A 21,945-nucleotide genomic window follows, 5' to 3' on the forward strand; every position below is an offset into this window, starting at 1 on the left:
GCTGGCACTGCTCGCTCGCCCCGGCTTGATGTTATGAAGGCAGGAAACGAACCGGCCAGGCCAGGCCCCGGAACCCCGAATTAATCGCGCATTTTAACCCTATCGCGCCGTCCTTGCTCTGGTGCCGTATCGGCCGTGTTGCATCCGCCGCAGAGCCGCGTCGGCGCTCGCGCGCGCGGAACCCGGTAAACTGCGCGGTTTCGCGGGCAACCTGTCCGGCTGCCCGGCGTCGCGCTCATTTCAAGGCCATTCGATGACCGTCGATTCTTACGCGTATTGCCCTGCCGCCGATGCGGTCATGGGCGTTTTCACTCCGACCCCGATTATGACCGGACGATCCGGCGCCGCTCACGCCGGTATCCGGCAGGAGGCGTGCCGATGATGCTGGCGATTACCTTCCTGGTATCCGGCCTGTCGCTGCTGATCTGGATCGTGCTGCTCGTCGCGCGTGGCGGCTTCTGGCGCGCGCGCCCCGCGCGGGCGCTGCCGCCCGAGGCACGCGGCGCCGCGGCCGAGGCCGGCTGGCCGGCCGTGGTCGCGGTGGTGCCGGCCCGCAACGAGGTCGACGTGATCGCCCGGGCGGCGACGTCGCTGCTCGAGCAGGATTATCCGGGCGACTTTCATCTGATCATCGTCGACGACCACAGCGACGACGGCACCGCCGATGTGGCCCGCGCCGCCGCGCTCGCGATCAACCGCGCCGACCGCCTGACGGTGCTGGCCGCGAAGCCGCTGCCGGCGGGGTGGTCGGGCAAGGTGTGGGCGCAGTCGCAGGGCATCGCCGCGGTGCGCACGCTCGGGCTGCCGGCCGACTATCTGCTGCTGACCGATGCCGACATCGGCCATCCGCCGGACGCCGTCGCCCAGCTCGTCACGCGCGCGCAGGCCGAACAACGCGATCTGGTGTCGCTGATGGTGCGGCTGCGTTGCGATTCGTTCTGGGAAAAGGCGCTGATCCCGGCGTTCGTGTTCTTCTTCGCGAAGCTCTATCCGTTCTCGTGGATCAACGATCCGCGCAACCGGACGGCCGGCGCCGCGGGCGGCTGCATGCTGGTCAAGCGCAGCGCGCTCGAGGAGGCGGGCGGCATCGAATCGATCCGCGGCGCGCTGATCGACGACTGCAGTCTTGCCGCGCAGATCAAGCATCGCGGCAGCGGCCGGCATTCGATCCGGCTCGATCTGGCCGACCGCAGCGTGTCGCTGCGTCCGTACGACAGCTGGCGCGACATCTGGAACATGATCGCGCGCACCGCATTCACGCAGCTCCACTATTCGCCGCTGCTGCTCGCCGGCACGCTGCTCGGAATGACGATCATCTACCTCGTGCCGCCCGTGGCCGCGCTCGCGTACGGCGCGCGCGCCTGGCCGGCGTGGCTCGCATGGGCGTCGATGTGCACCGCATATGCGCCGATGCTGCGCTACTACCGCCGCTCGCCGCTGTGGGCGCCGGCGCTGCCGCTCGTCGCGCTGTTCTACGTCGGCGCGACGTTCGCGTCCGCGTGGCGCTACTGGCGCGGCAAGGGCGGCCAGTGGAAGGCGCGCGTGCAGGCACCGGTGGAGCGCTGACGGACGCCGGCGGATGCCGGTCGTTCCTCCGGATTTCGGAAAGCAAAAAGCCCGATCGATTGTGAATCGATCGGGCTTTGTCATATGCGGCGGCGCCGCCGCACGTGCTTACCGCTGCGTCAGCATCATGTACATCTGGATCACGACGTCCGGCGAGAACGTGAACGGCACCCAGCCGTAGCCGGTGTGGCGCGCGACCAGCAGACGGTCGCCGTTGGACTGCTTCTGCACGGCCATCATCGGGTTCTTCGTCGTCACGAAGCGCCAGCCCGCCGGGATGCCCGGCGGCGGTTCCGGCTGCATCGACGCGCGCGCATGCGCGAGTTCCTCGATCAGCTGGCCGAGCTGCTCCGGGTGCAGCGTGATCGACTGGCCGTTGACGGTCAGCGTCAGTTCGTTCTGCGACGGGCGGGCGACGTGCAGCGTCGGCTTGTCCGCGACGGCGTCCGCTGTTTCGGCTGCGGGGGCGACTTCGATTGCGGTGTCGGCGGCCGGCGCGACGACGGCGGTGCCGGCATCGGCGGGCGCTGCCGCGGCTTCGTCGGCGGTCACCGCCACGGCTGCGTGCGCTACCGGCTCGACCGCGGACTCGACAACCGGTTCGACGACTTCGGCCGCGACGGCCGGCGCGGCTGCGATAGCCGCCGCGTTCGTCGCGGCGTCCGTCACGACGGCTTCGACCAGCGCTTCCGCGTCGGCGATCGCCTTCGCGTGACGCTCGGCGGCCGCTTCGGCCTGCGCGATCGCTTCGGTGTGGCGCTGCGCGACGGCCTCGGCCTCGGCAGTCGCCGCCGCGTGGCGTTGCGCGGCTGCGTCGGCTTGCGCGATCGCTTCGGTGTGGCGCTGCGTGACGGCTTGGGCTTCGGCGGTTGCCTCGACATGGCGCTGCGCGGCGGCTTCCGCTTCGGCGATCGCCTGCGTGTGACGCTGCGCGAGTGCCTCCGCCTCGGCGATCGCGGCGGCGTGACGCTGCGTCGCGGCCTCGGCCTCGGCGGTTGCTTCGGCATGGCGCTTCGCGGCGGCTTCGGCTTCCGTGGCGGCCGCCGCATGACGCTGCGCGGCTGCATCCGCTTCGGTCGCGGCGGCGTGATGACGCTGCGCGGCGGCCTCGGCTTCGGCGATCGCGGCCGCATGACGCTGCGACGCGGCTTCGGCATCCGCGTGACGCTGGGCGAGCGCTTCGGTCAGCGCGGTCGCCTCGGCGTGCCGCTGGACGGCGGCCTCGGCCTGTGCGGTGGCTTCGATGTGGCGTTGGGCGGCGGCTTCGGCCGCGGCGGTGGCGTCCGCGTGGCGCTGCTGCGCGGCTTCGGCGTCGGCGGCTGCGGCCGTGTGGCGCTGCGCGGCGGCCTGGGCTTCGGTCTCGGCGGCGGCGTGACGGGCGGCGGCGGCCTGGGCTTCAGCCGCGGCGGCGCGCGCGAACGCTTCCGCGCTGCGTGCCGCCTGCTGCGCGGCGTGGTGATCGTGGAGGAGCCGATCGACGCCCGCGTTGAGCGAATCGATCTGTTCGTTCAGGTTCATGCGTGTCTTCTCTGCGTAAGACCCGCGATTTTAACCGCTGCGCCGGTGCCGGTCCGTCAGCGACGTGTAACAAAGTGCGCAAAGCGGCGTGACGCACGCCGCTTTGTGTTACTTCAGATAGCCCGCCGAGCCGAACCAGTCCAGCGCGTCGCGCAGTCCTTCCCGGTACGGACGCGCGCGGTAGCCGAGCTCGCGCTCGGCCTTCGCGGACGTGAAATACATCTTGTTCTTCGACATCCGCAAGCCGTCGACGGTCACGAACGGCTCCTTCTTCGTGAACTTCGCGACGGCCTCCGCACCGACCGCGAGCGGGTAGAGCGGCCAGCGCGGCAGCGCGATCGTCGGCGCCTTGCGGTTCGTCATCTGCGCGATGTCGGCCAGCATCTGCTGCAGCGGCAGGTTCTCGCCGCCGAGGATGTAGCGCTCGCCGATGCGGCCGCGCTCGAGCGCGAGGAAGTGGCCGTGCGCGACGTCGTCGACGTGCACGAGGTTCAGGCCGGTATCGACGAACGCGGGAATCTTGCCGAGCGCGGCCTCGACGATGATGCGGCCGGTCGGCGTCGGCTTCACGTCGCGCGGGCCGATCGGCGTCGACGGGTTGACGATCACGGCCGGCAGCCCTTCGTCGGCGATCATCCGCTCGACCGCGCGCTCGGCCAGCACCTTGCTGCGCTTGTATACGCCGATCGCCTGCTCGGCGGTCAGCGGCCGGTTCTCGTCGGACGGATCGCCGGCGCTCGTGACCTTCAGCGTCGCGACGCTGCTCGTGTAGACGATCCGCTCGACGCCCTCGGCACGCGCGGCGCGCATCGTCGCGACCGCGCCTTCGAGGTTCGCGCGCTCGATCTCGTCCGGATCCGGCGCCCACAGCCGGTAGTCGGCCGCCACGTGCAGCAGATAGCGCACGCCGCGCAGCGCGGCGCGCATCGACGTCTCGTCGCGCATGTCGCCGGTGACGATTTCGGCGTCGAGATCCGCGACGTTCGTGCGCGGGCTGGTCGGGCGCACCAGCACGCGCACCGCATAGCCTTTCTGCTGCGCGATGCGTGCGACGGCCGAGCCGACGAAACCGGACGCGCCGGTGACGAGAACGAGATCGCGGGAGGTATCAGTCATGCGTTTCCTTCGGGGCCGCGCGCGGGCGGCGCGGCGGTTGTGCGTCGGCGAGATTGTACGTGGTCGGCGCGCCCGGCGACGCGAGCGCCGCGCGGCGGCCGCAGCGGGCGTCGGCGGCCGCGTGCGGCCCGCTTGCCGGGCGCGTGTGCGAAGCCGCCGACGCGACTACAATGCCGGGCTTGAATGCTACGGGAGAGCGACGCGATGAGCCGCAATGAACTGGACGAACGGATCGAGACCTACTACGTGCGGGTGCGCGGCGTCGTGCAGGGCGTCGGCTTCCGTCACGCGACGGTGCGCGAGGCGCACGCGCTGAAGCTGCGCGGCTGGGTCGCGAATCTCGAGGACGGCAGTGTCGAGGCGATGATCCAGGGCCCCGGCGCGCAGATCGACCGGATGCTCGCCTGGCTGCGGCACGGGCCGCCGTCCGCGCACGTGACCGAGGTGACGTTCGAGGAGCGTCAGGTCGAAAAGCGCTTCGAGCGCTTCCAGCAGCAGTAAGGCGAAAACAACATGACGGGGTATCCGGAGGCCGGTCGCGGCATCGCGCTGTCGGTGATGGCGTCGACGCTGTTCGCGCTGATGTCCGCCTACGCGAAACTGCTCGCGCCGCTCACCGGGCTCGACATCTTCGCGTGGCGCATCCTGTGGACCGCGCCGGGCGCGCTCGCGCTGATCGCGCTGCGCGGCCGCTGGCCGGCGCTCGTCGACCTCGTGCGGCGCGGCGTGCGCGACTGGCGCCTGCTGATCGCGCTGCCGGCGAGCGCGGCGCTGCTCGGCCTGCAACTGTGGCTGTTCCTGTGGGCGCCGCTGCACGGGCGCATGCTCGAAGTGTCGCTCGGCTATTTCCTGCTGCCGCTGACGATGGTGCTCGTCGGCCGCTTCTACTATCACGAACGCCTCGATCCGCTGCAGTGGGCGGCGGTCGCGTGCGCGGCGCTCGGCGTCGCGCACGAGGTGTGGGCGACGCGCGCGTTCGCGTGGCCGACACTCGTCGTCGCGCTCGGCTATCCGCCGTATTTCGTGCTGCGTCGCCGGATCAACGCCGATTCGCTCGCCGCGTTCGCGCTCGAGATCGCGCTGCTGTGTCCGGTCGCGCTCGCGATGGTGTCGGCAAGCGCGACGCCGGTCGCCAGCCATCCGCTGCTGTGGGCCGTGCTGCTGCCGGGGCTCGGCGTGCTCAGCACGCTCGCGCTCGCGAGCTACCTGAAGGCGAGCCGGATGCTGCCGATGGCGCTGTTCGGGATCCTCGGCTACGTCGAGCCGGTGCTGCTCGTCGCGGTGTCGCTGCTGTTGCTCGGCGAGACGCTGAGCGTCGCGCAGCTCGCGACGTACGGGCCGATCTGGGCCGCCGTCGCGCTGACCGCGTGGCACAGCGCGATGCTGATGCGGCGCTTGCCGATGCGCGGCTGAGCGTCTTCGCGCGGCGGCGCGACGGCGGCTGCGAACGTGCCGCGCATCGCGCGTGCGTTGCGTCGAATCTCGCGATGCCGGCGTCGAACTGGCATCGTGCTGACGCCCGGCTGGCGGCCTTGCCAGCTTCGTATCGTCGACGTCACGCCTGTAATCGAATAGAAGATTCCGTTGCACTTTGTTACTTAGGGTATCCCCCGACCGGCCGCTAGACTGACCTGACCGTCTTTTCTTCGTATGCGGCATTTCCATGAACGGTCATTTCCGTGCCGGGCCGGCCGGATTGGCGCGATGCGAGCATACGCGCATCGCCGCCGATCGCGTTCGCCTTCTCTCTTCCGAATCTTCCACCGGTGCGTGCCGCGCCGTCGTCGCGCAGGTGCGGCCATGTCGTTGAGCATGCCGCCCGCCGTCTCGATGCCGCCGGCGCGCGGCGGCCGCCTGATCGAAGTCGACTTCTTCCGCGGCATCGTGCTGCTGATGATCGTCGTCGATCACATCGGCGCGAGCATGCTGTCGCGCGTGACGCTCCACGCATTCGCGCTGTGCGACGCGGCCGAGGTGTTCGTGTTCCTCGGCGGCTTCGCGACCGCGAGCGCGTACGGCGCGATCGCCGACCGGCACGGCGCGCGCGCCGCGCAGCGGCGGTTCGTGCACCGCGCGATGCAGATCTATCGCGCGTTTCTCGCGACGTCGACGCTGATGCTCGTCGTGTCCGCCGTGCTCGACCATTACGGGATCGACGCGCCGAACCTCGCGCTCGACGACGTCAGCGTGATGCTCGCGTCGCCGCTCACGGGCGCGGCCGAGCTGCTCACGTTCCAGCGCCAGCCGTATCTCGCGTCGGTGCTGCCGATGTACGTGCTGTTCGCGCTCGCGTCGCCGGTGATCGTGCCGTTCGCGCGCCGCCATCCGTGGCTGCTCGTCGCGTCGAGCGCGGCGTCGTGGCTCGCGGCCGGCTGGCTCGGCCCCGAACTGCTGGACACCGACGGGTTTCGCTGGAGCTTCAACCCGTTTGCATGGCAACTGATGTTCGTCGCCGGCGTGCTCGCGCGCTGCCAGCCGTTCTACCGGCACGTCGCGCTCGGGCGCTGGAGCGCCGCGGCGACCGGTGTCGCGTGCGCGATCGTGCTCGGTTGCGCGAGCTACAAGCTGTTCTCGGGGCTGCCGGTGCCGGAAGGCGTGCTCAAGCGCGATCTCGCGCTGCCGCGCATCGTGAGCTTCGCGGCGATCGCGTGGCTGATGGCCGATTGCGTGCGCCGCGGCTGGATCGCGCGCATCGCGCAGGCCGTTCAGCCCGTCGTCGCGGTCGGCCGGCGCGGCCTGATCTGCTTCGTCGCGGGCGCGGCGATCTCGCTCGTCATCGATTCGCTGCTGCATCCGGTCGCGAACGGCGCCGAGCTGCGGCACATCGGCGTGGGCTTCGCGGCCGACGCATGCGCGGTCGGGCTGATGATGGCCGTGGCGGGTTCGGGAACGTGGTTCGCGCGCTGGCGCGGCGCGACCGCATGAGCGGCACGGAAGCATCGGCAACGCGGAAGCACGGAGGCGGCACGCAGGGTGCCGCGCGGCGCAGGTGCGCTCAGTGAGGTGAGCCGATGCGGGAGCGGGGGACGGCGGTCGCGTCGTCGGATTCGGCGTCGTCGCGTTCGTCGGACTTCGGATCGTCCTGCTCCGCGAGCACCGCGTCGGCTTCGGCCGCGGCCCGGGCGGCGCGCAACGCGGTGCAGCGCTGCGCGTGCCGGATATCCGACAGTATTCTCAAGAGCCGAGTCGTTTTGCTTTTCATGATCTTCTCCCGCCAGTGCGCATCGCGACGGAGCGGATGCGCCGTTGCAACCAGTGTAGGACGTGCTGGCCGCGCTGGCGGGAGAATGTGGCGTGCAGGCCGCACGCCGAGGGATAGTACTTACTGCGCCGAGGCCATCGCCTGCGCCTGAACGGCTTCTTCTTCGCGGCGCTCTTCCGCGCAGCGCTGATGCTGACGCGACAGGCGGTTCATCATCGGCAGCAGCAGCAGTGCGAGCAGCATGCCGATCGCGGCGAGCCAGCCGAGCTTCTCGAACAGCGACAGGTAGAGCGGCAGCGATTCGGTGGCCGGCAGGTCGTGCGACGGCATCTGCGCAAAGTTCGCGACGACGCTGCCCAAATACTGCGACACACCCGTCGCGACGAAATACGCGCCCATCATGAAGCCGCTCATGCGCGCCGGCACGTAGCGGGCGATCATCGCGAGGCCGAGGCCGCTCACCAGCAGTTCGCCGAGCGAGTAGAGACCGTAGCCCCACACCATGAACCACGACGACACGCGACCGTCCACCGCGTAGCGGCCGCTGATCGTGAACACCAGGTAGCCGGCCGCCACCGCGCCGAAGCCGAGTGCATACTTCGCCGCGACCGGCAGGTCACGGCCGCTCTTCGCGACCGCGTTGTAGACCCACACGAGCACCGGGCTCAGCATCATGATCCAGATCGGGTTCAGCGCCTGGAACTGCGCGGCGCTCCACGTGAACAGCGTCGTGCCGAACAGCATGAAGCGCGGATCGACGTTGCGCAGCGCGAACAGCGTCAGCGACGTCGACATCTGCACGTAGAAGATGAAGAACAGGATCACCTGGCCGATCAGCACGAGCGCCGCGATCAGGCCCGCGCGCTCCGAGCGCTCCGACTTCGCGATCATGTAAGCGAAGATCGCGAGGATCGCGAATGCGGCCGTCCACACGCTCGCGACCGCGAGCTGCTTGTGCTGCAGCACGTAGAGCGTGATCAGCGCGAGCGCGACGCCGCCTGCCGCCACGCCGCCGAGGCGCTTCCAGCGGATCGGTTCGTCGTCGGGCTGCGAGCCGATGTGCGCGAGCGTGCGGTGCATCAGCATGAAGTTCAGGATCGCGAGCAGCATGCCGGCGCAGCAGACCGCGAACGCGGTGTGCCAGCCCCAGTGATCCTTGATCCACGGCGTCGCGAGCATCGACACGGTCGAGCCGATGTTGACCGCCATGTAGTAGATCGTGAACGCGCTGTCGATGCGCGCATCGTCGCCTTCGTAGATACGGCGCACGAGGTTCGCCGCGTTGGCCTTGAACAGGCCGTTGCCGACGACGATCACGCCGAGCGACGCATACATGTATGCCAGGGCGTCGTTCGGCACCGCCAGCATCAGGTAGCCGGCGCACAGCACGGCCGCGCCGATGATCATCGTGCGACGGGCGCCGAGCACCTTGTCGCCGATCCAGCCGCCGATCGACGGCGACGCGTAGACGAGCGCGGTGAACGCGCCCCAGGTCAGGTTCGCATGGCTGTCGGTGAAACCGAGCCGGTCGACCATGAAGAGGACCAGGAGCGCGGCCATGCCGTAATAGCCGAAGCGCTCCCACATTTCGATAAGGAAGACCGTCGTAAACGATCGGGTCTGTGAAACAGGTGCGTGCATCATCAATCTCGTTTGAAACGGACGGCGCGGATCGCGCGTCGCCTTGGGGGTCGAACTGGCGCCGGAGCACTGTGGCCGGGTAGGCTTTGCGTCGGCGATGGAGCAGTCGGGCGGTTAGCCCGGGCCGGGGTCGAACGCCGCCAGGCAAGGCGGTGCAAGGCCCCGACCGGCGCGCGAATGGTAACGTTTGCCGGTCCGGTGCGTCAGGTCCGCGCCACTCAGGGAAACTCCCGATATGGCAGCAGCTTTCAGGAACATTTGTCTCATCATCTATTTGTAAGCTTCGCGCCCGTTCTCCGCAAATTCCCGGAGAGCCGCTTGCAGCTTGCCTGTGAAGCGGGCGAGTCTGGCAAGATAGCGCGTCGTTTCGCTCGCTTCGTGCCCTGTTTAGTGCACCGGGCTCAACACCGAAGACGTGTGCGAAACCGAAGACTAAGCCAAATCGATCTAACTTAGTTACTTTCCATCAAACATTTTTTGACGACCACTTTTCGGCCTGCTATGGTTCCCCCCACTGAAAACTCGCAGTCGGCAGACGCTGCCGCAGCACTGGGCAGCAAGATCCGCGCGTTGCGCCAACGACTCAAGCGCACGCTCGACGACACCGCTACCGCCGCGGGGATTTCGAAGCCGTTTCTGTCTCAAGTCGAACGCGGGCTCGCGTCGCCGTCGCTGACGTCGCTGGCCGGTATCGCACAGGCGCTCGGCGTGACGGTGCAGTACTTCGTGGATACGCCGAGCGAGGAACGCTCGGTCTGCAGAGGCGATCAGTTGCGCTTCTTCGGATTCGCCGATTCGGCGAACCTGTTCGCGAGGCTGACCAACGTGACCGAAGGGCGTCAGCTCGAGGCGATCCTCGTGCGGATGCCGCCGGGACAGAAGCGGTCTGAAGTGACGACACATGCAGGAGAGGAGTTCCTGTATGTGATTGAAGGGGAAGTGTCGCTGACGCTGGAAGGCAAGACGTTCGTCCTGCAGGCCGGCGACAGTTCGCACTATCAGTCGACGGTCCCGCACAGCTGGGTCAACACCGCGAAGATCGAGTCGGTGGTGGTCTGGGTCGGTACACCGCGGCTGTTCTAACGCACAGGTATTCCTTCGTTTCCGAGACGGAATGCCTGTCGAAAGAAACGTAAGGAATACTAAGATGCAATACGAGAATCACGGGCCTCCTCAATCGCTGAACCCGTCAGCGTCTCACGCGTAACCGCGGCATTCGCCGCGCATCGCTCACCGAACAACCTTCTCAAGACCGCCACGATGAAATCCTTGCATGCCATGTCGGCCGTGCTGGCCGCGCTCGCCCTGACGACGCCCACCGCTCACGCCGTGACCGTTCCGTCGAACGTCGCGCTCGCTCCTCAACAGGACCTGACGCGCCAGGTGCCCGCCGAAGTCGAGTCGCTCGACCCGGCGCACATCGAGTCGTGGACCGGCAACACGATCGGCCTCGATCTGTTCGAAGGGCTCGCCCGCATCGATGCAGCCGGCCAGGTCGTGCCGGGCGTCGCGCAGTCGTGGGAGCGCAAGTCGCCGCAGACGTGGATCTTCAAGCTGCGCCACGATGCGAAGTGGAGCAACGGCCAGCCGGTGACGGCCGCCGATTTCGTCTATGCGTGGCAGCGCCTCGTCGATCCGAAGACGGGCTCGAAATACACGATCCTCGTCGAGTTCGTGAAGAACTCGAAGGACATCATCGCCGGCAAGGCCGCGCCGACGACGCTCGGCGTGCGCGCGGTCGACCCGTACACGCTGGAAGTGACGACCGACGTGCCCGTCGCGTTCTTCCCCGAACTGACCGCGATGGTGCCGCTCGCGCCGGTGAACAAGGACACCGTCGCGAAGTTCGGCGACGCATGGACGCGACCGGGCAACATCGTCAGCAACGGTGCGTACCAGCTCGTCGACTGGCAGCCGAACAACCGCATCGTGATCTCGAAGGACGCGAAGTACTGGAACGCGCCGAAGGTCGTGATCAACAAGGTCACGTACCTGCCGATCGAAAGCGACGAAATGGCGATGCGCATGTACCAGGCCGGCCAGATCGACTACAGCTACTCGATCCCGTCGGGCATCTTCCAGCAGGTCAGCAAGCAGTTCGGCGGCGAACTGCGTCCGGGCCTGCAGCTCGCGACCTATTACTACTACCTGAACAACAGCGACGCGGCGCTCAAGGACAAGCGCGTGCGCCAGGCGCTGTCGATGGTGATCGATCGCGACGTGCTGACGTCGAAGCTCACGCAGGCCGGCGAGAAGCCGATGTACGGCCTGATGCCGAACGGCACGAAGGGCGTGCAGCCGTTCACGCCGGAATGGGCGTCGTGGCCGATGGCCAAGCGTATCTCGACCGCGAAGGACCTGCTGAAGCAGGCTGGTTACTCCGACGCGAAGCCGCTGTCGTTCACGCTCACGTACAACACCAACGACCTGCACAAGAAGGTCGCGCTGTTCACCGCATCGGAATGGCGCACGAAGCTCGGCATCAACACGAAGCTCGAGAACGTCGAGTTCAAGGTGCTGATGAAGGAACGGCATGACGGCAAGGTGCAGATCGCGCGCGACGGCTGGTTCGCCGACTACAACGACGCGATGACCTTCTTCGACCTGATCCGCTGCGGCAGCTCGCAGAACACCGTCGGCTACTGCAACAAGCAGGTCGACACGTTCGTCGACGACGGCAACCAGAAGCTCGACGACAAGGCGCGCGCCGCGCTGCTCACGCAGGCGCACGACACGGCGATGAACGACACGCCGATGGTGCCGCTGTTCCAGTACTCGGCGGACCGTCTCGTGAAGCCCTACGTGGGCGGCTACTCGCTGAAGAACGTGATCGACATGCGTGCTTCGCAGGACATGTACCTGATCAAGCACTGAGCGGAGCGATCATGCTGGCCTACGCATTGAGACGCACGTTGTGGGCGGTGCCGACGATTCTCGCCGTCATCACCGTCTGCTACCTGCTGCTGCACTTCACGCCCGGCGGTCCGTTCGATACGGAGAAGCAGCTGTCCGCGGCGACGCTCGCGAACCTGAACGCGAAGTACCACCTCGACGAGCCGCTGTGGAAGCAGTACCTGCTGTATCTCGGTTCGCTGCTGCAAGGCGATCTCGGCCCGTCGTTCCGTTACGTCGACTGGTCGGTGAACGATCTCGTGAAGAAGGCGCTGCCCGTGAGTCTCGGCGTGGGCGGTGTGTCGATCCCGATCTCGATCGTGTTCGGCGTGCTGCTGGGTACCGTCGCGGCCGTGCGCCGCGACAGCCTGATCGATCGCTTCGTGATGCTGATCGGCAACTTCGGCAACGTCGTGCCGCCGTTCGTGCTCGGCCCGGTGCTGGTGTGGATCTTCGCGATCCTGCTCAAGACGTCGGCCGGCAACGGCTGGCTGCCGGCCGGCGGCTGGGGCGACGGCGGCTGGCAGTACCGGCTGCTGCCGATCGTGCTGCTGACCTTCATCAACGTGTCGCTCCTCGCACGCGTGATGCGCGGCTCGATGATCGAGACGCTGTCGAGCAACTACATCCGCACCGCGCGCGCGAAGGGCCTGCCGGGCTCGACGATCGTGCTGCGCCACGCGCTCAAGCCCGCGCTGATGCCGGTCGTGTCGCTGTTCGGCACGGTCTGCATCACGTCGATCACGGCGGCCGTCGTCACCGAATCGGTGTTCGCGCTGCCGGGGCTCGGGCAGCTCGTCGTGAACGGCGCGATCAACCGCGACTACACGCTGGTGCTCGGCCTCGTCGTGCTGACGACCGTCTGTGCGGTGCTGTTCAACCTGCTGGTCGACCTCGCGTACGCGTGGCTCGATCCGCGCATCCGTTATTGAGCGAGGCACTGCGATGACTCCGACCACTCCCGTCGTCAGTCTGCCCGTGCAGACCGACTCGCCGCCGCGTTCACGCTCGCCGCTCGCGCTCGCGTTCGCGCGCTTTCTTCACAACCGCGCGGCCGTGTTCAGCCTCGTGCTGCTCGCGCTCATCACGCTCGCGTGTTTCGTCGGCCCGTGGCTGCTCGCGGCCGATCCCGCCGCGAGCGACTGGGGCGCGATCAGCCTGCCGCCGACGCTCGCGAACCAGCACTGGTTCGGCACCGACGAACTCGGCCGCGACCTGCTCGTGCGCACGCTGATCGGCGGCCGCGTGTCGATCGAGGTCGGCCTGCTCGGCACGCTGGTGTCCGGCCTGTTCGGCGTCGCGTGGGGCGCGACCGCCGGCTTCGCGGGCGGCCGTGTCGACTCCGCGATGATGCGCGTCGTCGACATGATGTACGCGATCCCGTATCTGTTGATCGCAATCCTGATGATGACCCTGTTCGGCCGCTCGTTCATGCTGGTCGTGCTGACCATCAGCGCGTTCTCGTGGATCGACATGGCGCGCGTCGTGCGCGGCCAGACGCTGTCGCTGCGCAATCGCGAGTTCGTCGACGCGGCGCGCGCGATCGGCGTGTCGCCGGCGTCGATCGTGGTGCGCCACGTCGTGCCGAACCTGCTCGGCGTGGTCGTCGTGTACGCGACGGTGTCGGTGCCGAACATCGTGCTGACCGAATCGGTGCTGTCGTTCCTCGGCCTCGGCGTGCAGGAGCCGATGACGAGCTGGGGCGTGCTGATCCAGGACGGCGCGCAGAAACTGGAATCGATGCCGTGGCTGCTGCTGGCGCCGGCCGTCATGCTGTGCGTGACGCTCTATTGCGTGAACTTCGTTGGCGACGGCCTGCGTGACGCGCTCGACCCGAAGGATCGCTGAAATGGCTGCACTGCTGGAAGTTGAAAACCTCGGCGTGCGCTTCTCGCGCAAGGACGCGCCGCCGATCGACGCCGTGAGCGGCGTGTCGTTCTCGCTCGAAGCCGGCAAGACGCTCGGCATCGTCGGCGAGTCGGGCTCGGGCAAGAGTCAGACCGTGATGGCGCTGCTCGGCCTGCTGGCCGGCAACGGCACGACGACGGGCACCGCGCGCTATCGCGGCGACAACCTGCTCGAGATGGATACGCGCGCGCTGAACGCGGTGCGCGGCGACCGGATCGCGATGATCTTCCAGGATCCGATGACGTCGCTCAATCCGTTCCTGACGATCGAGCGGCAGATGACCGAGACGCTGCAACTGCATCGCAAGCTGTCGCGCAAGGAAGCGACCAGGCGCGCGATCGAGGCGCTCGAGTCGGTGCGCATTCCCGACGCGGCGCGCCGCATCCGCATGTATCCGCACGAATTTTCCGGCGGCATGCGCCAGCGCGTGATGATCGCGATGGCGCTTCTGTCCGAGCCGGAAATCCTGATCGCCGACGAGCCGACCACCGCGCTCGACGTGACCGTGCAGGCGCAGATCATCGATCTGCTGCGCGAGCTGAACCGCGAGCGCGGCACCGCGATCGTGCTGATCACGCACGACATGGGCGTGGTGGCAGGCCTCGCGGACGACGTGATGGTCATGTATGCGGGCCGCACCGTCGAATACGCGCCGGCCGAATCGATTTTCGCGGCGCCGTCGCATCCGTACACGATCGGTCTGCTCAACGCGCTGCCGCGCCTGACCGACGCCGACGATGCGCCGCTCGTCGCGATTCCCGGCAATCCGCCGATGCCCGGCACCGCGCCGGCCGGCTGCGCGTTCGCGAAACGCTGCACGTATGCGCAGGAGCGCTGCGGCGCCGCGCGCCCCGCGCTCGAAACCTATGGCGCCACCGGCGCGGTGCGCGCGTGCCACCGGCCGCTGGCCGAACTGACGGGAGGTCTGCGATGAGCGTCGATGAACGCCGCAATGCCGGCGCGACGGGCGACACGCTGCTGTCCGTCGAGGATCTGAAGGTGCATTTCCGCGTGCCGCTCGGCGGCTATCCGTGGTCGCCGAAGGGCACGCTGCGCGCGGTCGACGGCGTGTCGTTCGACGTGAAGCGCGGCGAGACGGTCGGGCTCGTCGGCGAGTCGGGCTGCGGGAAGTCGACGCTCGCGCGTGCGCTGATCGGCCTCGTGCCGATGACGGCAGGCACGGTGCGCTGGCGCGGCGAAGCCGTCGCGCCCGACCATCTGCGCGGCACCGCGATGCGCCGCGAAGTGCAGATGATCTTCCAGGATCCGCTCGCGTCGCTCGATCCGCGCATGACGATCGAACAGATCGTCGCGGAGCCGCTCGTCACGCACCACGCCGGCCTCGGCCGCGCCGAAGTGCGGCGCCGCGTGGTCACGATGCTCGAGCGGGTCGGCCTGAACGCGCATCACCTGCTGCGCTACCCGCACGAATTTTCGGGCGGACAGTGTCAGCGTGTCGGCATCGCGCGTGCGCTGATCGGCGAGCCGAAGCTCGTGATCTGCGATGAGCCCGTCTCGGCACTCGACGTGTCGATCCAGGCGCAGATCGTGAACCTGCTGCGCGATCTGCAACGCGAACTGTCGTTGTCCTATCTGTTCGTCGCGCACGACCTAGCGGTGGTGAAGGCCATCAGCCAGCGCGTGCTCGTGATGTATCTCGGCCGCGTGATGGAGTTCGGCACGCGGCATGACGTGTACGGCGTGCCGCAGCACCCGTACACGAAGGCGCTGCTCGATGCGGCGCCGACGCCGGAGCCGGCGCGCGAGCGTGCTCGCCGTCCGATGCTGCTGGCGGGCGAGATGCCGTCGCCGCTCAACCCGCCGTCCGGCTGCGCGTTTCGCACGCGCTGCCCGGTCGCGATCGACGCGTGCGCGCAGGACGTGCCGCTGCCGGAAGTGCGGCACGGCTCGGCGGCGCGTGTCGCGTGCATCCGGGCGGGCGTGGCGGCATGAAGTGACGCAGCAAACATAACCAGGCAGGTCAACAGGGGTAGGTGCGGCGCGAACGATCTTCGCGCCGCGGGTAAAGGCGCGTCCTTAACCGGGCTCGCCGGGGGGCTGGAAGCGGATCGCAACCGGCGTGGACGACATCAACACAAGACGAGAATGACGATGAAAAAGCAAAAGACGATCGGGACGGCATCGAAGATGCTGCTTGCATGGGGCTTGCCTGCGCTTGCCGGCGTATCGCTGAGCGGCGTCGCGCACGCCGACGACGCGGCCCCCGCACCGCTGACGGTCGCGCAGGCCGCGCCGTCCGCCGGCGCGACGGTTGCGCAGGCAACGACCCCGAACGCCATTATCAACGCCGAGGCGAACCAGGCCGTCACGCCGCCCGATGAACCTTCGGCGCAGTCGAAGTCGAACGGCTTCATCGCCGACAGCCACCTGAACTTCCTGTTCCGCAACTATGCGGACACGCTCGACAACAAGGGCGGACCGCATCGTCACGCGTGGGTCCAGGGTGCGATGGCGAACTTCGAATCCGGCTACACGACCGGCCTGATCGGCATCGGCTTCGACGCGTCGCTGTATGCGGCGTTGAAGCTCGACGGCGGCGCCGGCGCCGGCAGCATGGTGCACATCGCGAAGGGCGGCGGCGGTTCGAACCAGCTTGCGTGGGCCTATCCGGGCATCTACGACGTGAAGGCGCGCATCTCGAACACGGTGGTCAAGTACGGTCTGCAGGCCGTCGACAACCCGTTCATGGAGCAGCACGACAACCGCGCGCTGCCGCCGACGTTCCTCGGCGCGACGATCGTCAGCAACGAGTTCAAGAACGTGATGCTCGAGGCCGGCAGCTTCACGAAGACCGACGCGCGCGGCCACACGACGCTCACCAACCTCACGACCCAGTACGGCGGCACGCGCATCAATCGCCTGACCTACGTCGGCGGCACGTGGGACTACTCGCCGGACGGCGAAGTCGCGCTGTACGCAAACCAGGCCGATGACGTGTGGCACCAGTACTACGCGTCGGTGAAGCACAGCATCGGCGATACGAAGTCGATCAAGTGGACCGGCTTCGGTAACGTTTACTCGACGCACGACACGGGCGACGCGCTGCAGGGCAAGATCAACAACAACGCGTACAGCCTGTCGCTGGCCGCGCAACATGGCCCGCACGAACTGCTGCTCGGTTATCAGCAGGTGCTCGGCGACCAGTTCTTCGACTACCTGAACGAAACCAACGGCATCTTCCTGACCAACTCGATGGACGTCGACTACAACGCGCCGCACGAAAAGTCGCTGCAGCTGCGTTACACGTTCTACGGCAAGGAAGCGGGCCTGCCGGGCTTCAAGGCGATGGTGTGGGGCGTGACGGGCTGGGGCGCGGATGCGAGCGCGGGCGCGGCGGCGGATCCGAGCAAGTCGAGCATCTACTGGAGCAACGGTGCACCGGTGCAGGGCCGTCACCACGAGTTCGGCTTCATCCCGTCGTACACGTTCCAGAGCGGCAAGCTGAAGGACACGAAGGTCACGTTCATCGCGATGTGGCACAACGGTTCCGCGCACTACTCGGACGCGACCAACAAGGAATACCGCCTGGTCGTGAACGTGCCGCTGCACGCGTTCTGATCGAAGGGGGGCGCAACGCCCCCTTCCGCATTTCTCGTCTCGCGCGGCCGGCCTGCGGTCAGTTCGATCAGGCCGGCTTGTGCAACCCCGCCACCGGATCGTTCGCGGCGGGGATGTCTTCCACCAGCGACGTGAGCTGGCGGCCCGTGTCGCGCCAGGCGTCGAGGCCGCCGCGCAGCGGCAGCGCATCGGTGAAGCCAGCGTCGAGCAGGCGCTTGGCCATCAGCGCGGCCGTCACTTCGTTCGGGCACGAGCAATACACGACGAACTTCTGCGAGAACGGGTAGCGCGCGACGATGTCCTCGATGTGCCGCTCGTCCGCGAACTGCGCGCCCGGAATCGTGAACGGGTCGAGCTTGCGGTGCTCGGGCGAACGTACGTCGAGCACCACCGGCGCGGCCGCGTCGCGCAGCAGCAGATCGAGTTCGTCGACGCCGATCCGCGCGCTCGCGAGCTGGCGGATCAGCGCACGGCGGCGCATCCAGCGCACGGCCGCATAGACGGCCAGCAGCGCGACGATCACCAGCAGCACCGCGCGGCCGAGCCGGCTCGCGCCGGCGAACAGCCAGTCGATCTGTCGATAGAACACGAGCCCCGCGACGAGCCCGACGGTCGTCCACAGCGCGGCGCCGAGCGCATCGTAGCCGGCGAACGTGCGATAGCGCGTGCCGAGCGCGCCGGCCATCGGCACCGACACGAGCGACAGCCCCGGAATGAAGCGGGCGACCGCGAGCACGCGCACGCCGTAGCGGCCGAAGAAGCGTTCGGTTTTCCTCACGCAGGTATCGCGCGACAGCGACAGCCGGCAGATCGTCTTCAGCGTCGTGCCGCCGTAGCGCCGCCCGGCGACGTACCACACGGTGTCGCCGATCAGCGCGCCGAGGACCGACAGCGCCAGCACCGTCAGGAGCTGCGAGCCGATCATCGCCGGATGCATCGCGGCCATCGCGCCGAACAGCACGAGCGTCGGCATCGCCGGCACGGGCAGGCCGATGGCCGCCGCCAGGACGTTGGCGAAGACGAGAAGCGGCCCGTATTGGGCGACGAGGTCACGGAGCATGACGGCTGGCCGAAAAGGGAGCGCGTGAGGACGGTACGCGAATGGGCCGATTATCGGCCATTTTCAAGCGGGCGGAGGGGAATGACGGAAAGCGCCTGACGGCGGCAGGGAAATGCGGACAGAACGGTGAGCCAGTGCATTGCACGCGGCTCACCGTTCGACATCAGGAAGGGGTGCGGGCGAGCGAGGCGGCGCCGTGGTTTTCGCCGGGCAGCTCGGCGCCGTGCGAGCGGATCGCCGCGATCAGTTCGGCCGGCGTGATCTCGTAGCGGACCTCGCGGTGAATGCCGGGCTTGCGTTCGTCGATCTCGATCAGCAGCACGCTCTTGCCGTCGCCGGTCGATTCGAGCCTGAGCGAGCGCAGTTCGCGGCCGTCGGCCGGGTCGTGTTCGGTGAGCAGGGTCATTGCCCCGGATGAGCCGGTTGTGCGCATCGAACCTATCCTCGTGTCGTGTGTGCCAGATTGGCGAAGATGTCGTTGTTGAATGCAGCTTGACGAAGTTTAACGCGAACGGGCGGCAATACGGAGCATTTTCGTGGACCCGAAATGAGGGCTGCACCACCGATCCCTCTGATGTATGAGCCGCGCCGGGCGGGCGTTTCAGCCGGATCGGACCGCGCCGCGCCCGGCGCTCGGCCGGTGCTCGGGTCGGGCGGGCGCAGTGCCGTCGGAAGCGGCCGGTGAGCCCCATCGCCGGGGCGCTGACCGAGTGGCGACCCGTTTCGACGCGGCCGGTCACGCGGGGCGAGAAGATGGCGTCGCTGTCGGCGGTGACGACGAAGTCGTACCAGTGGGCGAGGTCGCCGGTGAAGCGGCGGCGATAGCCGTGCGGGCCAAGCACCCACAGGTCATATTTGCCGCCGTCGTCGGCCAGCGCCGCCCAGTCGCCGCGCAGCACCTTGCCCGGTTCGACGACGTAGCGGCGTGGCGCGCGGTCGAGGTGCGGCTCGTCGTGATGTCGAACACCGCTGCCGCGCGGCCCGTGTTCGCGAACGTCAGCTTGACGCGCCCTTGCGGGCGTCGATCTGCACGCTCGCATGCAGCTCGTATGGCAACGCGCGCGACAGCCGTTGCCGGGATTCGGCACGCTGTGCGGTCGTGACGTTGCGTGCGCAACGAACAAGCGACGCGCGGTGCGGATGTTGGAATGGTCGGAAATTACCGATTTGTGCGAGTGATGGCGGTAGGAAATTGCCGATTTCCTGAAGGCGACGTGAGGCCATGTCGTTGCGCGTGCAACTTCATAGACTTGTGCGTCGACCATGTTTCATTCGCATGAAATCGGATAAGCTCGATGTGTTGTTGCGCTCGCGCGGCGACATGCCCCGGCCCGATACATTCGACTCCACCCAGTCATGACCGATATCACGATCCGGCACGGCGAGACCCACGACGTCGACGCGATCCGGCAGATCATCGTCGCACCCCGCGGTGTACATGAACACGCTCCAGCATCCGTTTACGTCGCGCGAGAAATGACGGCAGCGGCTCGAACGCCTGCGCGAACAGGGCATTCGTGCATGGGATCGGGCGGCATGACGGGAGGCTGTCGACGAAGCGCACGTCATATCCATTCGAGAATTCGTTCGTTTTCAACCGGCCGCGCGAATCGTATCGTCGAGCGATTTGCCGGTCGTCGCGGTCGGCACGGCTGCGCGATGTGACCATGCAGCGGCCGGTCGTGGCTTTACTTGTGGATGCCTGCGTGACGCGCTCGGTCGATTCCGGCATGCGTGGCGCCATCCGTCGATGCCCTTCGTCGTTTCGTCGCTTCATCGTGTTTTCGTTTCGCCGCTTCCCGTAACCGTCTCTTTCAACGGAACCCGTCTCGATGAAAACCGTTCTCCGTAACGTGACTGCAGCCTGCCTGTTCGCCGCCGCGGGTGCGGCGTTCGCCACCACCGCGCCGCAGGGCGCCGCCGTATCGAGCCCGTCGGGCGACGGCGCGCATCTGCCGCCCGGCATCGCGTGGCAACAGGGCGACGTCGATGCCGCGTTCGCGCTCGCGAAGCGCACCGGCAAGCCGCTGCTGCTGTACTGGGGCGCCGTGTGGTGCCCGTCGTGCAACCAGGTGAAGTCGACGATCTTCAGCCAGCAGGCATTCAAGACCCGCTCGTCGTTCTTCGTGCCCGTGTATCTCGACGGCGATACCGAAAGCGCGCAGAAACTCGGCGAGCGCTTCAAGGTGCACGGCTATCCGACGATGATCCTGTTCCGCCCGGACGGCACCGAGGTGACGCGGCTGCCGGGCGAGGCCGATCTCGACCGCTACATGCAGGCGCTGTCGCTCGGGATGACGGCCGCGCATCCGGTGCGGCAGACGCTCGCGACCGCGCTGAACGACGGCGCGGCACTGACGCCGGCCGAATGGCATCTGCTGGCCGACTATTCCTGGGACACCGACGGCGCGTTGCCGGTGCCGGCCGACCGTGTCGCGGTGACGCTGCAGACGCTGTCGCAACGTGCGCGTGCGGCCGGCGCGAAGGCGGACGCCGCGCGGTTCGCGCTGAAGTCGGCGGTGGTGGCGGCGTCGGACGATCCCGCACAGGCCGGCGCGCTCGACAAGGCGGCGCTCGCCGACGCGCTGCGCGCGGTGCTGCGCGAGCCGGCGCTGGCGCGTGCCGATTCGGACGTGCTCGTCGCGGCGCCCGCGCGCGTGGTCGCATACCTCGGCGGCGACGCCGCCCAGCGCACGAAGTTGCGCGGCGCGTACGACACGGCACTCGCGCGCCTGTCGACCGATACGACGCTGTCGTCCATCGACCGTCTGATGGCGCTGCACGGCCGTGTGCTGCTCGCGCGCGACGATGCGCACGCCGGCGCGCCGCTCGCCGCGCCGGCGCTGGTCGATACCGCACGCAAGCAGATCGCGGCTTCGGTGCAGGGCGCCGCGAACGCGTACGAGCGGCAGGCGCTCGTCAGCGAAGCGGCGGACACGCTGACCGACGCCGGGCTGTACGACGAATCCGACGTCTTGCTGAAGGCCGAATTGCCGCGTTCGTCGACGCCGTACTACTTCATGTCGGGACTGGCCGCGAATGCGAAGGCGCGCGGCGACAAGGCCGCGGCGCTCGACTGGTACCGGAAGGCGTACGACTCGGCGAGCGGCCCGGCGACGAAACTGCGCTGGGGCGCGACCTATTTCGCGAACGCGGTCGCGCTGGCGCCGGACGATTCGGCGCGGATCGAGGCGATCGCCGCGAGCGTGCTCGCGCAGGCCGGCAAGACCAAGGATGCGTTTTATGGGGCGAATCTGCGCGCGTTGACCAAGGTCGTCACGCAACTGAATCGCTGGCGCGGCGGCGGCGCGCACGACGCGTCGGTCAGGTCGGTCGTGAAGCAGTTCGACGGGGTGTGCGCGAAGTTGCCTGCGGGCGATCCGCAGGCGGCGGCATGCGCGAAACTGATCGAACCGGTGAAGGCGTGAATGCCTGCGAGAAAGCGGCCGGATGGAACGGCCGC

18 protein-coding genes and 2 pseudogenes are annotated in these 21,945 nt (G+C 67.9%); 13 read left to right on the forward strand and 7 right to left on the reverse strand.

Annotated features, from left to right (window positions below; all coding sequences use genetic code 11):
- Positions 1 to 378: 378 nt before the first annotated feature.
- Positions 379 to 1,566 (forward strand): glycosyltransferase, encoded by a 1,188-nt coding sequence (locus tag ACV22V_RS19750; protein WP_448015212.1) that lies wholly within the window; start codon positions 379 to 381, stop codon positions 1,564 to 1,566.
- A gap of 108 nt (positions 1,567 to 1,674) precedes the next feature.
- On the opposite strand, the gene ACV22V_RS19755 is transcribed toward ACV22V_RS19750, so the two are convergent.
- Positions 1,675 to 3,084: a phage tail protein gene (locus tag ACV22V_RS19755; RefSeq protein ID WP_448015214.1), complete on the reverse strand. Its 1,410-nt coding sequence runs from the start codon at positions 3,082 to 3,084 to the stop codon at positions 1,675 to 1,677.
- A gap of 108 nt (positions 3,085 to 3,192) precedes the next feature.
- The gene (gene hpnA, locus ACV22V_RS19760; RefSeq protein WP_059528829.1) at positions 3,193 to 4,200 is read right to left on the reverse strand and encodes a hopanoid-associated sugar epimerase; all 1,008 of its coding nucleotides are present in this window, start codon (positions 4,198 to 4,200) and stop codon (positions 3,193 to 3,195) included.
- A 204-nt stretch (positions 4,201 to 4,404) separates the two neighbouring features.
- Here hpnA and ACV22V_RS19765 point away from each other — a divergent pair, with 204 nt between their 5' ends.
- The 3 genes from ACV22V_RS19765 to ACV22V_RS19775 all read left to right on the forward strand — a co-directional run bounded on the left by ACV22V_RS19765 (position 4,405) and on the right by ACV22V_RS19775 (position 7,125).
- Positions 4,405 to 4,701, forward strand: coding sequence for an acylphosphatase (locus ACV22V_RS19765; protein WP_059528826.1), 297 nt, complete (start codon positions 4,405 to 4,407; stop codon positions 4,699 to 4,701).
- Positions 4,702 to 4,713: 12 nt separating this feature from the next.
- Complete coding sequence (gene rarD / locus ACV22V_RS19770; protein ID WP_059528823.1) at positions 4,714 to 5,613, forward strand: EamA family transporter RarD; 900 nt, start codon at positions 4,714 to 4,716, stop codon at positions 5,611 to 5,613.
- Between the two features lie 387 nt (positions 5,614 to 6,000).
- Positions 6,001 to 7,125 (forward strand): OpgC domain-containing protein, encoded by a 1,125-nt coding sequence (locus tag ACV22V_RS19775; protein WP_448015216.1) that lies wholly within the window; start codon positions 6,001 to 6,003, stop codon positions 7,123 to 7,125.
- A 70-nt stretch (positions 7,126 to 7,195) separates the two neighbouring features.
- Here the strand turns inward: ACV22V_RS19775 and ACV22V_RS19780 are convergent, their stop codons facing one another.
- Entirely contained in the window at positions 7,196 to 7,402 is a 207-nt protein-coding gene (locus ACV22V_RS19780) for a hypothetical protein (RefSeq protein ID WP_059528816.1), read from the reverse strand.
- A gap of 120 nt (positions 7,403 to 7,522) precedes the next feature.
- Positions 7,523 to 9,046: a peptide MFS transporter gene (locus ACV22V_RS19785; RefSeq protein WP_059528813.1), complete on the reverse strand. Its 1,524-nt coding sequence runs from the start codon at positions 9,044 to 9,046 to the stop codon at positions 7,523 to 7,525.
- A 498-nt stretch (positions 9,047 to 9,544) separates the two neighbouring features.
- Between ACV22V_RS19785 and ACV22V_RS19790 the strand changes: the two genes are divergently transcribed.
- The 7 genes from ACV22V_RS19790 (at position 9,545) to ACV22V_RS19820 (ending at position 17,422) form a co-directional block, all read left to right on the forward strand.
- The gene (locus tag ACV22V_RS19790) at positions 9,545 to 10,126 is read left to right on the forward strand and encodes a cupin domain-containing protein (protein ID WP_059448921.1); all 582 of its coding nucleotides are present in this window, start codon (positions 9,545 to 9,547) and stop codon (positions 10,124 to 10,126) included.
- Between the two features lie 177 nt (positions 10,127 to 10,303).
- Entirely contained in the window at positions 10,304 to 11,917 is a 1,614-nt protein-coding gene (locus ACV22V_RS19795; protein WP_448015219.1) for a peptide ABC transporter substrate-binding protein, read from the forward strand.
- An 11-nt stretch (positions 11,918 to 11,928) separates the two neighbouring features.
- Positions 11,929 to 12,867, forward strand: coding sequence for an ABC transporter permease subunit (locus ACV22V_RS19800; RefSeq protein ID WP_059528807.1), 939 nt, complete (start codon positions 11,929 to 11,931; stop codon positions 12,865 to 12,867).
- A 13-nt stretch (positions 12,868 to 12,880) separates the two neighbouring features.
- Entirely contained in the window at positions 12,881 to 13,783 is a 903-nt protein-coding gene (locus ACV22V_RS19805; protein WP_059528804.1) for an ABC transporter permease, read from the forward strand.
- Position 13,784: 1 nt separating this feature from the next.
- A complete protein-coding gene (locus tag ACV22V_RS19810; RefSeq protein WP_059528801.1) occupies positions 13,785 to 14,777 on the forward strand; it encodes an ABC transporter ATP-binding protein in 993 nt (330 codons plus the stop codon).
- Positions 14,774 to 15,796, forward strand: a complete 1,023-nt coding sequence (locus ACV22V_RS19815; protein WP_059528798.1) for an ABC transporter ATP-binding protein — start codon at positions 14,774 to 14,776, stop codon at positions 15,794 to 15,796. The genes ACV22V_RS19810 and ACV22V_RS19815 overlap by 4 nt, the downstream gene beginning before the upstream one ends.
- Positions 15,797 to 15,955: 159 nt before the next feature.
- A complete protein-coding gene (locus tag ACV22V_RS19820; protein WP_059529116.1) occupies positions 15,956 to 17,422 on the forward strand; it encodes an OprD family porin in 1,467 nt (488 codons plus the stop codon).
- A gap of 67 nt (positions 17,423 to 17,489) precedes the next feature.
- Here ACV22V_RS19820 and ACV22V_RS19825 read toward each other — a convergent pair whose 3' ends face one another.
- The 3 genes and pseudogenes from ACV22V_RS19825 to ACV22V_RS19835 form a co-directional block, all read right to left on the reverse strand.
- Entirely contained in the window at positions 17,490 to 18,482 is a 993-nt protein-coding gene (locus ACV22V_RS19825; RefSeq protein WP_059528794.1) for a DedA family protein/thiosulfate sulfurtransferase GlpE, read from the reverse strand.
- A gap of 163 nt (positions 18,483 to 18,645) precedes the next feature.
- On the reverse strand, positions 18,646 to 18,915 hold the full coding sequence (locus tag ACV22V_RS19830) for a hypothetical protein (RefSeq protein ID WP_040138862.1): 270 nt from the start codon (positions 18,913 to 18,915) through the stop codon (positions 18,646 to 18,648).
- A gap of 238 nt (positions 18,916 to 19,153) precedes the next feature.
- Positions 19,154 to 19,553 (reverse strand): annotated as a pseudogene (locus ACV22V_RS19835) (phospholipase domain-containing protein); the annotation flags it as partial.
- A 285-nt stretch (positions 19,554 to 19,838) separates the two neighbouring features.
- On the opposite strand from ACV22V_RS19835, the pseudogene ACV22V_RS19840 reads away from it, so the two are divergent.
- Together ACV22V_RS19840 and ACV22V_RS19845 are read left to right on the forward strand one after the other, a co-directional pair.
- A pseudogene (locus ACV22V_RS19840) lies at positions 19,839 to 19,959 on the forward strand (GNAT family N-acetyltransferase); the annotation flags it as partial.
- 355 nt (positions 19,960 to 20,314) lie between these two features.
- Complete coding sequence (locus ACV22V_RS19845; protein ID WP_448015221.1) at positions 20,315 to 21,910, forward strand: thioredoxin family protein; 1,596 nt, start codon at positions 20,315 to 20,317, stop codon at positions 21,908 to 21,910.
- The last annotated feature ends 35 nt before the right edge of the window (positions 21,911 to 21,945 follow it).

Source organism: Burkholderia sp. AW33-5 (assembly GCF_053427615.1).